Origin of the sequence: Ruegeria sp. EL01 (assembly GCF_900313035.1) — a bacterium.
Taxonomy (GTDB): Bacteria; Pseudomonadota; Alphaproteobacteria; order Rhodobacterales; family Rhodobacteraceae; genus Ruegeria.
This window is the reverse complement of record NZ_OMPS01000004.1, coordinates 15,703-29,373: the sequence shown is the minus strand read 5'-3', so window position 1 is coordinate 29,373 and position 13,671 is coordinate 15,703. Positions and strand designations below refer to the sequence as shown.

The 13,671-nt window shown below is 53.6% G+C and carries 10 protein-coding genes; 4 read left to right on the top strand and 6 right to left on the bottom strand.

The genetic code is table 11. The annotated features are described in order from the left end of the window. Window positions 1-41: 41 nt before the first annotated feature. The 4 genes from D9K61_RS03325 to D9K61_RS03310 form a co-directional block, all read right to left on the bottom strand. Window positions 42-1,691, bottom strand: coding sequence for a phosphate ABC transporter substrate-binding/OmpA family protein (locus D9K61_RS03325; protein WP_120631838.1), 1,650 nt, complete (start codon window positions 1,689-1,691; stop codon window positions 42-44). A gap of 78 nt (window positions 1,692-1,769) precedes the next feature. Beyond that, entirely contained in the window at window positions 1,770-3,386 is a 1,617-nt protein-coding gene (locus D9K61_RS03320; RefSeq protein ID WP_162946723.1) for a phosphate ABC transporter substrate-binding/OmpA family protein, read from the bottom strand. Between the two features lie 286 nt (window positions 3,387-3,672). Then, the gene (locus D9K61_RS03315; protein ID WP_162946722.1) at window positions 3,673-4,572 is read right to left on the bottom strand and encodes a type IV pili methyl-accepting chemotaxis transducer N-terminal domain-containing protein; all 900 of its coding nucleotides are present in this window, start codon (window positions 4,570-4,572) and stop codon (window positions 3,673-3,675) included. Between the two features lie 449 nt (window positions 4,573-5,021). Next, the gene (locus tag D9K61_RS03310) at window positions 5,022-5,912 is read right to left on the bottom strand and encodes an FHA domain-containing protein (protein ID WP_120631835.1); all 891 of its coding nucleotides are present in this window, start codon (window positions 5,910-5,912) and stop codon (window positions 5,022-5,024) included. Window positions 5,913-6,259: 347 nt separating this feature from the next. Here D9K61_RS03310 and D9K61_RS03300 point away from each other — a divergent pair, with 347 nt between their 5' ends. Next, the gene (locus tag D9K61_RS03300; protein ID WP_120631833.1) at window positions 6,260-7,135 is read left to right on the top strand and encodes an alpha/beta fold hydrolase; all 876 of its coding nucleotides are present in this window, start codon (window positions 6,260-6,262) and stop codon (window positions 7,133-7,135) included. 138 nt (window positions 7,136-7,273) lie between these two features. Here D9K61_RS03300 and D9K61_RS03295 read toward each other — a convergent pair whose 3' ends face one another. Beyond that, window positions 7,274-9,253 carry a bifunctional 2',3'-cyclic-nucleotide 2'-phosphodiesterase/3'-nucleotidase gene (locus D9K61_RS03295; protein ID WP_120632083.1) on the bottom strand — a complete coding sequence of 660 codons (1,980 nt, stop codon included), beginning with the start codon at window positions 9,251-9,253 and terminating at the stop codon, window positions 7,274-7,276. 212 nt (window positions 9,254-9,465) lie between these two features. Next, a complete protein-coding gene (locus D9K61_RS03290) occupies window positions 9,466-10,383 on the bottom strand; it encodes a LysR substrate-binding domain-containing protein (RefSeq protein ID WP_120632082.1) in 918 nt (305 codons plus the stop codon). A gap of 179 nt (window positions 10,384-10,562) precedes the next feature. On the opposite strand from D9K61_RS03290, the gene ugpB reads away from it, so the two are divergent. Genes ugpB through ugpE form a run of 3 tightly spaced genes read left to right on the top strand, consistent with a single transcriptional unit; the run spans window position 10,563 to window position 13,670 of the window. After that, window positions 10,563-11,873 (top strand): sn-glycerol-3-phosphate ABC transporter substrate-binding protein UgpB, encoded by a 1,311-nt coding sequence (gene ugpB / locus D9K61_RS03285; RefSeq protein WP_120631832.1) that lies wholly within the window; start codon window positions 10,563-10,565, stop codon window positions 11,871-11,873. 58 nt (window positions 11,874-11,931) lie between these two features. Next, window positions 11,932-12,813 carry a sn-glycerol-3-phosphate ABC transporter permease UgpA gene (ugpA, locus tag D9K61_RS03280; RefSeq protein WP_120631831.1) on the top strand — a complete coding sequence of 294 codons (882 nt, stop codon included), beginning with the start codon at window positions 11,932-11,934 and terminating at the stop codon, window positions 12,811-12,813. 20 nt (window positions 12,814-12,833) lie between these two features. Beyond that, window positions 12,834-13,670, top strand: coding sequence for a sn-glycerol-3-phosphate ABC transporter permease UgpE (gene ugpE, locus D9K61_RS03275; protein ID WP_120632081.1), 837 nt, complete (start codon window positions 12,834-12,836; stop codon window positions 13,668-13,670). The last annotated feature ends 1 nt before the right edge of the window (window position 13,671 follow it).

The window sequence follows — 13,671 nt, the reverse complement described above, 5'->3', positions numbered from 1 at the left end:
GTGCCGCTACCTGAGTGAACTAAGGCACTGACTTTTAATTCCTAACCTTCCCATGCCAACCCATCGGCATTGGACCTTCGTATTTCGCTCCAAACCTCTACACGCCGATTTTTTGCGCGACCCGCAGGGTTTGTATTGCAAGCAACTGGCGCCATTTCGCCATAACCCCGGACTTCGATCGCAGTGCTTTCTGCTCCGTTCTGATCAACGTTGTTTCTTAGTTCTCTCAGAACCTTCTTTGCGCGTGTCAGCGACAAGCTGCGGTTCGTGCCAAAACTGCCGCCCGCGTCCGCGAAGCCGGCCAGCACAATTCTGTCTGGCTTGACGTCGGCAATGTAGTCGGCAATCCGGGCGATATCGCGTTTGGCCTTGTTGTCCAAATTCGCGGATCCCGGCGCAAAGCGAAACGTTGTGGACAGGCGCGTTGTCGTAAGCCTGTCCGCGACGAATGAACGGACTTCTGTCGCGTTGGCCGAATCCGTCATCGTTTCGATGTCAGCCTGAAGCTGATGGTATTTTTCCGCCTCGTCCTGTTCGATGACAGACAGGCTTGTGATACCTGATTTTGACACCAGCCCATCGATCTTGGGGCTGTCGAGAAAGCTCACAAACGAAGCGCTAAGACCGTTGAGGTCACGGCGATTATACGCAGTGACGCGGTTTTGCAGGCCGTATTCCTCGGTTTTCATGGCGAATTGGTTCGGCAGATGAACGATGCCGCACTCACTGCGCAACGGGACGGGCCGGGCGTCGCGGATGTTGGAAAATCGCATGACGCCAAAACCATATGGATCGGTTTCAATGGCCCGCGAAAGCGCGCGAACGGACCTGACCGTCTTTGTGTCTGAATGGGCCTGACGCCCCTGCGGCGACAGGATCAGAGCATCGATCCGATGAAAGGCTTCTGACGCCTCTGGCAAAGTGTAGACGTTGATCTTGTGATCAGGGCCACCCAGATCTTGCCAATTGTCAATTTCACCGGACATGACCTGTGAAATCTGATCAATTGTCAGAGTTCCAAGGGTGTTTTTCGGATTTACAGTGGCGGTATAACCATCCACGGCCAAAACATGTTCTTGTTCAAAAGCGGTCAGTTCCCCAAGACCGTTTTTTCTGGCCTGTACGTAATTCTCTGCCGTGACGGGCTCTTCGCTGATAATCAAATCGCCCGCCTGCGAAATCAGGGTGTCGAACAGCCCCTGGCCCGATGCTTCTTTGACCAGCACATTGTGCACAGGGTTTGCATCTTCATCCGTGATCAGGATGTCAAAGGCGCTCGGTTCGTCCGTGGCATTGCCGCGGTCGCTTAAAGAGCTGAATTCAGACTGTTCGCCCAGGGGCGAACCTTGAAGATCAAACACATCAGACAGAAGTTCTTGTTCGGCCGCAAACCCTTCGACAACCAGCGGCAGCAGAATGTCGGCAAGACCCGCCGCCCCGGCGACAACCAGATCCGTGTTTGTTGGAAGCACCTTAGGACATGCCGTGCCCTGACAGTCAAATGCATCAGCATCCAATGACAGCACGCCGATATTGGACCGAATGATGAACTTTCCGGGCTGCGCGGCCACAAGCTTACCCGAAACTGATCTGGTGCCATCCTTGGCCGTCAGAGTGACGTCCTGTGCCAGCCCCGCAGATGCAAATCCGGTAAACGCAACGACTGCAGTGTATTTTAACCAGGTCTTCATACTCGAACTACGCCTTGAAAAAATTGAACTTGTTATGACGAAGCCACGGCAATACACGCCGTGGCTTCCATTCGTTATTTATTCCGCGATCCAAACCTCGACGCGGCGGTTGATTGCACGGCCACGCGGGCTGTCGTTACATGCCACCGGCTCAAGTTCACCATAACCGGCCGCTTTCATCTCAATCCCTTCCAGCTCACCATCTGTCGCAACTTCGATGATGTGTTCCAGGGCGGCTTCTGCGCGTTCCTGAGAAATCAGCAGGTTCGAGTCGAACGGGCCTTTGTTGTCAGTGAACCCCACGACCACAACTTCGCTTGGCTTGTTCTCTTTCAGGTAACGCACCATACGCATCAGATCTCGCTCGGCCTTGTTGTCAAAGCGTTTGGAACCTGGTGCAAAACGGAACGTCGTGGAAAGACGCGAATGCGTGTTCATGTTCTTGAGAAGGCTCTCGACCAATTCGGCCTCGTACTCGTTCTCACCTTCTTCAAGCTCGGCCGCCAGTCGTTCTGCAGCACGTTCCTGACTGTCTGCTGCGATCGACAGGTCGATATAGCCTGCCTTGGCGACCAACCCGTCAAGGCTGCTGTCGTCGAGGAAATCAACAAGCTCTCGTGCATATCCTTCAACATCCGAGCGGTTGTAAGCCACAACACGTTCCTGCAGATAGTATTCTTCGGTCTTGAGGTTGAAGTTGGTAGGATCCTGAATGATGCCACAGGTTGTCCGCAGCGGAACCGCACGGGTTGCACGTTTAGACGCGTAGTTGACGATGCCAAATCCGGCTACGTCTTCCATGATCGCAGTCGAAAGCTCGGTTCTGTCATGCACGATGCTGGATTCGTTTGTCAGCGTCTTGTCAGACTTTTTGAACAGAAGCTTTTCGATATGATGATACGCCTCAGTTTGCGGGTCGAAGGAATACACATGAATCGGTGCGTCTGAACCGCCTACTTCCGACCAGTTGGCGATGTCACCGGCCATGATGTCACGCGCTTGCTTAACAGTCAGGCTGGGGATCTGGTTCAACGGGTTCACAACCATTGCAAAACCGTCCACGGCGATAACCCGCTCCTGATCAAAGGCACGCAAGTTGCCACCCTGCCCTTCGGACACGATCGACCGATCTGCTTTTCGTGCAGCTGTTTCGGCGAAAATGATTGACGCATCTCTGCTTGCCAGCCGTTCAAACAGCCGCGCACCGTTCGCTGTATGAATTCCAAAGGTGGCAACGTCGTCACCTTCGAGATCCGTCAGAACCAACGCAAAGTCGTGTTCTTCACCATATTTATGGTCGCCAACATCCACTGTTTCAGTATCAACCGGCTCGCCATTTTCGTCATACAACTGAGCTTCGGCTTCCAGGGCTGCCGCGGCGTAACCTTCGGCCAGGATTGGCACCAATACTTCGGCGATTTCATCCGGAGCGGAAATCTCCATATCATAGACGTAAGTCTGCTCGGTCGGGCAGGCTTCGCCTTCACATGTCACCAGATCCTGGTTGATGACAAATTCACCGATGTCCGTTTCGACCAGATACTTTCCGTCTTTCGACGAAAGCAGGTTACCGATGACATCGATGTTACTGTCTTTGCCAGTCAGTCGCACCTCTTGTGCAACGGCCCCGGTTGCTATGCAACCTGAGACGATTGATGCGGCCATACAAAGCCGTGAAAACTTGGAACTCAACATCTTAACTCCTCGAGTCAGCACTCTTTTGATGTAGTTTTGATGCACTATTTTTGTGCAACAAAAAGGTCGGGATTGTGGCATCGTTTCGATTTCGTTGCTTTTCCAATTAAGAAAGCGATTGAGCCACAAAGCTGGTTTTCACCTGTTTCTAACTGCCAAAGATCACGAGGCCTGCACTCTGTTTTTCAGGGGTAATCTTTGGTTGTTGAAAGATGTTTTCTCTCTCATGTGAAAACCGGTTACGTTTACGACTGAGACTTGGAACAGTCGAAATTAAGGCCGGAAATTAGGAATCCAGTTTGATCGCCTCTTCATACAGCAAGGCGGCTTTTTCTGATTCGATTTCCAGAACATCCATTTCAGCGCAGAAATGCGTGACGTCATCGATATTGGGCACTTCCTGGCTGTCAAGCTGTTCGACAACTGGCTGCATTTTGGCCCAATGCGTCTGGACTTCTGTCAGAGCCTTAAGCGCCGCATTGCTGGGTGGTTTTGCCATCGTGATCGAACTGCTGCCGCCCTCGATCAAAACATCGATGATCTTGCCGAATTTCTTGGCGTTCTTTTTGAACTTCTTGTGATGCTCGGCAGTTTCTTTACCTGTCGCGGCCAGAGCGATCTCTTTGCAGATTTTTTGCGTGTACATCCGCTGACGGCCCGCAAAATCCAATGCCAATGCCAACGCAATATCGATGTCTACGTCGCCGTAAGCCTCTTCCAGCTTGCGAACAACCTCATGGCAGGCTTTTTCCAGAACCTCATCATTGTCTACGATAAGGTGAAGGTGTTCATCGTCGACCGACCCAGCCTCGATGATTTCCTCGATAGCTGTACGGTAGGGGGCCCAAAGTGCTTCCACTTCTTTCAGGGCATTGTTCACCGAAACAAAGCGTTCGCGGTCAACACCTGACGAGCCTTTGCCCTCTTTGAAGCCCAGCAGGATGTCGTCGAATTCATCATGCGCATGCTGCAGTTCCTTGAGGTCCTTTTCGACCTCTGCACCCAGGCTTAGAAGCACAACCGCCTTTGCGACCTTTTCGGTCAGAAAGCTTAGCTTGTCAGCGGCCAAAATTCTGTGCGCAACCTGACCAACGGCCATTGCCAATGCGTTCCCGCCAACCGGCAGTAACGTCGCAATCGCAGCTAGTGAAGCGCTGTTCATGAACGCGCGTCTGTTTAGTTTCATAGCAGTCAACCTTACCCTTTTAATCGTTAACCCACCGCTTGTACTTACTGCGACATTACGGATGCCAATGTGGTCCACCCAAGAAGAATATGTGGTGATTTTAGGACCGGTTCGCGCCCTGAATTGATCGCGCAAACGTATGTATTTTAAAGGTAAATTGCGCCACCTCATTGTTTGAGAAGCGCAATCGTGGCATTATCTTCAAACCCATTTTCGACGATTGTGAAGTTTACAGGTCGTTGGAAATGATCAGGCCGGAATCCCTGTTCGGGTTGCTGTCGCAGTATCCACCACGCTGATTTCTACCTGCAAAGACGGGTTGTCTTCGGCACCGAGCTGTCTTGAGAAATTACCCGACCCAGTAGAACACACCGTGGGATCACTCTGGTGCGACATCGTCATCTATGTCGGCAACCGGGTCGCACCAAAGGTCGAATTGGCTGCATAGTTTAGTCGTCCTGCCAGTCGAATGTCTCATCACAGAATGCAACAAACCGCATCGTGGTTTCGCTGATCCGAATGCTGTCGCCACTTGCAAGCGGCACCGTGCTCAGCACCGGACCACCGTTCAAGCGCACAAGATTGGCTTTGCCTCCGTGACCCAGATAGCATTTGCGATCTTCGGGATCATACGCAATCACAGCATGATTGCTGCGCGAAATACCGCTGTCGCCGAAATCCAATTGAATGGATTGATCGTCGTTGCGGCCGATTTGCATAAGACCACCTGACAAAGCGACGCTGGTGCCGCGACCAGGTCCATCGGATATGACCAGCCAACCGACAGGGAAAGTCACACGAACGGCTTCTGATTTGGCAACCGGAGCGCTGTCCATCAGGTTCTGAACGCGGTTCTCTGGCTGTTCAAAACCAATAAAGGTCGTTTTCACGCGTTTGCGCCGGCTTGAGGCCAAAGCTTCTGGTGCGTCCGCACTGGCAGGCGCAGCCTCGGGTACCACAACAGGCTCAGGCGCAACCTCGGCTACTGTCGTGGTTTCAACTTTGGGCACAGGCTCAAAAGAGAATGCAACATCTTCATTCTGAGAAGTGTCATTTGTAATCTCTACAAGTTCGATAGCCGGTGCAGCGCTCGCCTCATCCTCAGCCGGTTCAGATACTGTATCAGCGTCAACCTCTGGCTCACCTTCGTCAGCTACCGGATCGGAGATCTCATCATGAGGCTCTTGTTCCAGGCGTTCCCCGGACAGCGTCCGACGCAAAACATCTGTATCTTTGAAAACTTCAACGCCTTCATTCTGATCGGCTGCTTCTCCGCCTGCTTCGGCTGGCGCGCTTGTTCCATCGAGAATCCGGCTCAGTGGGCTTTTGTATTTAAACATCTATCGACACCTTTTAACTTTACAACATGATGGGAACCGACCCCATCGTGCGGAGCCCCCATTCCAGCCTGAGGTCAAAGGAACACCGCGGTTCCCAAAACCAGACTCAGGCCAGTTTGTTAAAATTTCTCATTGCGTCCAAATTTTGTTCTCGAGGAGACGCCGGTAAGGAAATGCCTTGGTTTAAAACCTTTTTTCCTCATCAACGGTCAAAAGATGGGCTTTTTGCATTGTCAGTTGGCGCCCTCCACACAAGCGCCACCCTCGACCAAATGAGTGGGTCCAAAACCTGAACCAGGCCTGTAAACTCAGGTGTGTCAGCCAAAATCCGAAGTGAGGAGGTCATTATGAATAGTGTTAGGTTTCTAACCGGCGCCACGGTCACCGCCGCTATACTTGCAGGCTCAGCGGTTGCGGAGATTGCCGAAGTGAACGGTGCAAATCTTTACTACGAAGCCATCGGAAAGGGACCACCGATCCTGATTATGCACGGGGGTCTGGGGCTAAGCCACGACTACCTACGCCCCTATTTCGATCAACTGTCAGCAACAAACACAGTCGTCTATTATGATCATTTCGGGAATGGCCGCTCGGATAGACCTGATGACTATGCGGACATGACATTTGATCGCCTCACATCCGATGCGGCGGAATTGATGACACTGCTTGGGCACGACACGTTCACCTTGATCGGGCATTCATACGGTGGCTTCATTGGTCAGGAATTTGCGACATCTCATCCGGATCGGCTTGACGGTTTGGTGTTGATCAACACTGTCCCGGCCTTTGACTATCAGCCTACGGTATCTGGTCCTGAAGAGAATATGAAAGCCTTCGGGAAGCTCTTCACGCAGCCCATGGCGGACGATGCAGACTGGCAGGCAACTTGGAATCCCGTCGTGCAAATGTACTTCCATCAATGGGATCCCGAAGTAGGCGACGATTTAGATGCGCGCACGGTATATGAGCATCGCGCGTGGAACGCCGCCGGCGGCTTACTCGGCAGTTTCAACACCCTTGAACAGTTGCCCAATGTCCAAACGCGGACCCTAGTTGTAGCTGGCCGCCACGACGGCATTACACCACCCGAACCCGGGGCAGAGCGGATTGCGACCTTAATGCCGAACGCAGAACTCGCCATATTCGAGGACTCTGGCCACTATCCGTTCATCGAAGAAAACGCGGCGTTCTTCGAGACTTTGAATAGCTGGCTTGCAAACTGAAAAACCTTAAGTGATTGGGGGAGCGCGGTGCGAATAGCGCGCCCACCCCCTTCTTCCATAGGTTTTTGTGTGTCCAAATCAGGACATCAGTTCGAAGGGCTTCAGACTGACCACTTTGTTCGCGCCAGATAAGCGTTTCTAAAGCTTGATGCGGAATGCCGCAAAACCGTCCGCTCCGTCGCCGGCATCCTCAATCGATATGCCATTGACATCGCTCATGTATCCGCGGGCGCTCGGGCCAGTCTCAAACAAGACAGTGGTGTCCTCAAGCGGTGCAAAAGACCAGTTGCCGTCGGCCTTTGGATCAATCGTCCCCTGCTCGACAATGTAGCGCACAATGACGTCGCGATTGGTGTCCGGAGCTTCAAACACCACGGTATCGCCTTTTGCTCCGGGGAATGAGCCCCCACCGGACGCGCGATAGTTGTTGGTCGCGATGATGAATTCCATGTCATCCGTCACTGGCGCGCCGTCGAACGCGAGGTTGACGATACGCGCCGCATCGGGGTTGAGATCTTCGCCATCCGGGCCAAACCGTGAGGGTTGAGAAAGGTCGATCTGATAGGTGACGCCATCCATGACGTCGAAATTGTACGACGGGAAGGATGGGTTCAGCAGGATGGCATCTTTTGAACCCGCTTCGATCTGATTGAACATTCCAGCCGAACGTTCCAGCCAGCCGCGCACTTGTGCGCCAGACACACGCACAGCGCGCACTGTGTTGGGATAAAGATACAGGTCTGCCACGTTCTTGATGGCGACATCACCGACCGGTACGTCGGTGTAATAATCCGGACCTCCCCGACCTCCGGCCTTGAAAGGGGCTGCCGCCGACAGGATCGGCAAACCCTCATGTTCGGTGCCTTTCAGCATCTCTTCGATGTACCATTTTTGGGCGATGGACACGATTTGTACAGATGGATCATCTGCAACAAGTGCGAAATAGCTGTGCAACGGGGCGGAGGTTTTACCGACCGCACGGCGAACATATGCCAGTGTTTCTTCGTGATCAGTGGTCACTGAATCCAGTACTGTTTGGTCGTCTCCGACCAGCGCTGTGACCGACCGGTCCTCATTACGCTGCGAGATTGGGCGCGCCTCGGACGTGGTTGTGACCACGCGCCACGCATTGCCATCTCGTTCCAGCAACAAATCCAACAATCCCAGATGCGATCCCCAAAATCCGCCCATGACGGCTGGTTTGCCCATCAATGTGCCTTTGTCGACGTCGATGCCAGGAAGATCCGCAAAAGTAGGTGACGGGAACACCAAATGGTTGTGCCCAGTCACCAGTGCATCGATGCCCTCAACACCTGCCAGCACAACCGACGCATTTTCCATCCCGTCCGCATGGTCTGCATCTCCGATCCCCGAATGCGACAAGGCAATGATCAGATCACAGCCCTGCTCTTGCATTTCCGGTACATAGGCTTTGGCGGTTTCGACAATGTCGCGCGCTTCGACATTGCCTTCCAGATGCTTACGGTCCCAGTTCATGATCTGAGGAGGTGTAAATCCGATGACGCCGATCTTGATCGGGTGCTTGGAGCCATCGCCCAATTCGATCTCACGCTCGAGGATTGCATAAGGCTTGACCAAGGTTTTGTCTTCGCGCGGAGTCCCGCCCTTTTCCTTGGCAATATTCGCCAGCACAACAGGGAACTCGGCCCCTGCCAGCGACTTTTCCAGGAAGCTCAGACCGTAGTTGAATTCGTGGTTCCCCAAAGTGGCCGCATCGTAGCCGATGGTGTTGAATGCGGTAATGATCGGGTGGCTGTCGCCTTCATTCATACCACGTTCGTAAGCGATGTAGTCGCCCATCGGGTTGCCCTGCAGGAAATCGCCATTGTCGACCAACAGCGAATTGGTTGCTTCTGACCGGATCTCATTAATGATCGACGCAGCCCGAGACAGGCCAACAGTGTCACGCGGTTTGTCCGCATAATAGTCATATGGGAACACGTGAACATGAATGTCCGTGGTTTCCATGATCCGCAGATGCGCCTGATTGCTCGCCGCAGAAGCAGAGTATGGATGCAGGGCAATTACGGCCGCGCCGGTTGCGGTTGTTGCAAGAAACTGACGGCGCGAAATAGGGGAACGACGGGTATGGGGCATTTGGCACCTTTCAGAGTTGTTGGTCGACGCGATTTCTGGATGCTTTTGACAACAGACATGTGACGCAGAGCCGGAAAACATCGCGAGCGTTGAGCCTGTGATGACTTACCGGATCAATTTGATACCATTCTCTGGGTCGAGTAAAGCAGAGCCTTTCAATTGGGTGGCACGCGGCGGGGGGCACCTGCCAAATCAGTGCGTGAACCAACGGTCTATTTTGCATCCCCGTCCTGGACCATGAAGGGGCGCAGACTGTCGCTGAATTGTTCGATGAACTCCAGCGTTACCAAGGAAGGTTGTTTCAGAACCGGACGAACCAGTGATAAGGTATGCGGCTGGAAGGGCTGGAAGGGGCGGTAGCTCAATCCCAGATCTACATATTTGACGGCATCCAGTTCGCTGACGATTGAAACACCAACCCCCTGAACCACCAATTCGCAAGCTGCTGTGAATTGGCGCACCTCAATGTGAGAATTGAGCGGGACTTCGGCGTTTTGAAACGTCTTAGACAGCCGAATAAAGAAATCGCTGTCGCGCCGTGTGTGAATGATCTTCTCATGCGCCAAATCGGCTGGCGTAACTTCCGCGACTTTTTCCAGAGGATGCCCGGCCTGAAACACGCATACGGTTCGGACGTTCACATCCCTGCTTTCGACTGCGGGATGTCCGTTAAACCCATCGGTGACACCAAAATCGTATTGCTCGCCGATCATCCATTCCAGGATACGCTCTGGTCTGTCCGGTTCGATGGTCATGGTCACGCCGGGCCGGTCTTTCAGAAAGTTTGCGATGACCCTTGGCATGTGGCTTGTGGCAAATCCCGGAAGGCAGGCGACGCGAATATGGCCGGCTTTTCGTTGGGTGATATCCTGGCTGACATCGGATATCTGAGTCATCAACTCCAGAACACGTTCGACGCTGGGCTGTAGAAAACGCACCTCTTGCGAAGGGACCAACCGGCCATCACGGCGATCAAAAAGCTGAAAACCAAGGGTTTTCTCAAGATCGGCCAGAAGACGACTTACAGCTGGCTGACTGATACCAAGGTCCGCAGCGGCGGCCGTCATAGAACCGTTAACTGTCACAGCCATAAGTGCCTCAAGCTGCCTGACTCTCAGTGTTTGTCGCATTCCCTGTCCTGTCGGCCGCCGCATTTCACCACAGTATAATGCAATGTTATGTTCCAGCCCAATAATCAAAACTTGAATTATGATTTTCCGGCGGTAACGTCGTAAAAGTATCAAGTCCACCGTGTACGCGATGCGCACGGTGTTAACTGACGCATCAAAAATGATGCATGGGAGGAACCATGACTAAGAATCTACTCGGCGCATTGGCCGTAACCACTGTGTTGTCGCCAGTGGCGGCATTGGCGCAGACCGAAGTTCAGTTCTGGCACGCCTTTACAGGGCGCTTGGGCGAACTGGTGACGGCACAGGTTGAGGAATTCAACGCCAGCCAGAGCGACTATGTCGTAGTGGAAAGCCACAAGGGTAACTATTCTGAGACATTGAATGCTGGTATCGCCGCGTTTCGCGCCAGCGAACAGCCCCATATCCTGATGGTGTTCGAAGTCGGAACCGCAACAATGATGTCCGCCGCAGGCGCGGTCAGACCGGTTTATGAGGTGATGGCCGAAAGTGGCGCTTCATTCGACCCGGACGCCTATATCGGCTCTGTGAAAGGGTACTACACCACGACGGACGGCGATATGCTTTCGCTGCCTTTCAACTCCTCGACGCCCGTATTGTGGGTCAATCGTGATGCGATGACAGCGGCGGGTGTAGATCCTGACACTGATCTGTCGACCTGGGAAAATGTCGGGGCCGTACTTGATCAACTCAAGGCTGGCGGGGAAGAGTGCCCACTTGTAACCGCTTGGCAAAGCTGGATCCACTTGGAGAATTTCTCAGCTTATCACGACGTTCCGTTTGCGTCTCAGGACAACGGGTTTGCTGGCCTTGATACCGAGCTGATGCTGAACGGCCCCGCTCAGGTGGCACACCTGACCGCCATGGGGGATTGGGCCAAAGACGGCAAGTTCATCTACACCGGCCGCAGAAATGAAGGTGGTGCGAACTTCCGGGCGGGCGAATGCGCCCTCTTCACCGAAAGCTCGGCTGGTTATGCTGGCATCAGTTCGGAGGCCGAGTTTGAATTCGACGTGCGTCCGCTTCCGTATTGGGAGGCCGTCGCCAGCGAGCCCCAGAACACCATTATCGGCGGTGCATCCCTGTGGGTGATGGAAGGTCATGAAGCTGATGAATACAAAGGCGTTGGCGAGTTCCTGAGCTTCCTGTCGTCATCAGATGTGCAGGCGGCATGGCACCAGAACACCGGGTACCTACCAATCACATCAGAAGCTGGCGATGCGACCCGAGCGGCTGGTTTTTATGATGAGAACCCGGGCACAGACATCGCCGTGATCCAGATGACGGCCAAGGAACCTACCGCAAACTCGAAAGGTTTGCGCCTTGGATCGTTCGACCAGATTCGCGGCATCATCGATGAAGAGCTGGAAGCCGTCTGGGCTGGTGACAAGACTGCCCAGGAAGCGATGGACAGCGCCAAGGAACGCGGCGACGCCCTGTTGCGCCGTTTCGAATCTGCCAATCAATAACGTGGAAATCGATGTGGGCCCTTAGCGGCCCACATCTTCTTTTGGGTGGGTTACCGAGATGGAAAAACGCGTCACATTTCGCGGTTGGCTTTTGCCGCTGTTGCTGATTGCACCGCAGGTTATCATTTCGGCTGTCTTCTTTTTCTACCCTGCGGCGCAGGCCATCTGGCAATCTCTGTTCATTCCTGATCCTTTCGGCTTGTCTTCACAATTCGTTGGTCTCGGCAACTTCGAGTTCCTCCTCAGTGACAAGTTCTACCGCGCGTCCTTTGTCACAACCGCGATTTTCTCGACCCTCGTTACGCTCTGCTCGATGATCCCTGCCCTGTTTCTGGCGGTCATCGCAGACCGTTTGATCAAGGGTTCTGGCGCCTATCGAACGCTTTTGATCTGGCCCTACGCCGTTGCCCCTGCCGTTGCAGGTGTGCTTTGGCTGTTCATGTTCAACACCCGTGTTGGTGTTGTGTCCTGGTACCTAAGCCAGTTGGGCTACGACTGGAATCATGTGCTGAATGGGACCGAGGCAATGGGGTTGGTCGTGGTTGCATCTGCCTGGGGCCGCATCAGCTATAACTTCCTGTTCTTTTTCGCCGCCCTGCAATCGGTACCGAAATCCGTGATCGAAGCTGCCGCGATTGATGGTGCACATTTCTGGCGACGATTTTTCACTATCGTCCTTCCGCTGCTATCTCCCACAGCCTTCTTCCTGCTTGTCGTCAACGTGGTCTATGCATTCTTCGAAACATTTGGCGTGATCCACACGATCACCGGCGGCGGACCGCAGCAGGCCACAACTATCCTCGTGTATAAAGTTTTTTCAGATGGGTTTGTGGGCCAGGACCTTGGATCGTCTTCCGCACAATCCGTTATTCTGTTGATTGTGGTTGGCCTGCTGACGGTGATCCAGTTCAAATACGTTGAAAAGAGGGTGCACTACTGATGGCGTCCCAACAACACGGAATGGTCGAAAAGCGCGGTGCCGGTATCTGGCTCACCCATGCGATGATGATCCTTGGCGTTCTTGTCATCTTCTTTCCGATCTGGCTGGCATTTGTCGCCTCGACAGTTTCGCAACCTGAAATCACGTCTCCGCCCATGCCGATCTGGCCCGGAGACCGGTTTTGGGAAAACTATTCGGCTGCGCTGTTTTCCGGTGTGAACGTCCCTGTCGCGACCATGCTGTTCAACAGCCTCGTCATGGCTATCGGGATTGCTGTCGGCAAGATCATCATCTCGCTCTTGTCGGCCTTCGCGATCGTCTATTTCCGTTTCCCAGGGCGACAAACCTTCTTCTGGCTGATCTTCATTACGCTCATGCTGCCCGTCGAAGTTCGGATTGTGCCGACCTTCGAGGTTGTCGCCGGGTTTGGCATGCTCAACAGCTATTCTGGCCTGATCTTTCCGTTGATCGCCTCGGCCACGGCAACATTCCTGTTTCGCCAGTTCTTCCTGACCATCCCCGATGAACTGGCCGAGGCAGCACGGGTTGATGGCGCGCGACCCATGCAGTTCTTCATCGATATCGTCGTACCGATGAGCCGCACGAACATTGCCGCGCTATTCGTCATCCTGTTCATCTACGGTTGGAACCAATACCTTTGGCCGCTGCTGATCACCACCGATCCGGACATGAACACGATCGTCATGGGCATCAAGAAAATGTTCCCATCGGGCGATGACGTTGCGGATTGGCCCGTGATTATGGCGACCTCCATTCTGGCCATGATCCCACCGGTTATCGTGGTGGTGTCGATGCAAAAGCTCTTTGTCCGTGGTCTTGTCGATAGTGAGAAATAAG

Bases quoted from the DNA above. Each gene is read 5' to 3' on its own strand.
- D9K61_RS03310 (WP_120631835.1), bottom strand. From the start codon at position 5,912: ATGTTTAAATACAAAAGCCCACTGAGCCGGATTCTCGATGGAACAAGC.
- D9K61_RS03320 (WP_162946723.1), bottom strand. From the start codon at position 3,386: ATGTTGAGTTCCAAGTTTTCACGGCTTTGTATGGCCGCATCAATCGTC.
- D9K61_RS03295 (WP_120632083.1), bottom strand. From the start codon at position 9,253: ATGCCCCATACCCGTCGTTCCCCTATTTCGCGCCGTCAGTTTCTTGCA.
- ugpE (WP_120632081.1), top strand. From the start codon at position 12,834: ATGGTCGAAAAGCGCGGTGCCGGTATCTGGCTCACCCATGCGATGATG.
- D9K61_RS03300 (WP_120631833.1), top strand. From the start codon at position 6,260: ATGAATAGTGTTAGGTTTCTAACCGGCGCCACGGTCACCGCCGCTATA.
- D9K61_RS03315 (WP_162946722.1), bottom strand. From the start codon at position 4,572: ATGAAACTAAACAGACGCGCGTTCATGAACAGCGCTTCACTAGCTGCG.
- D9K61_RS03325 (WP_120631838.1), bottom strand. From the start codon at position 1,691: ATGAAGACCTGGTTAAAATACACTGCAGTCGTTGCGTTTACCGGATTT.
- ugpB (WP_120631832.1), top strand. From the start codon at position 10,563: ATGACTAAGAATCTACTCGGCGCATTGGCCGTAACCACTGTGTTGTCG.
- D9K61_RS03290 (WP_120632082.1), bottom strand. From the start codon at position 10,383: ATGCGACAAACACTGAGAGTCAGGCAGCTTGAGGCACTTATGGCTGTG.
- ugpA (WP_120631831.1), top strand. From the start codon at position 11,932: ATGGAAAAACGCGTCACATTTCGCGGTTGGCTTTTGCCGCTGTTGCTG.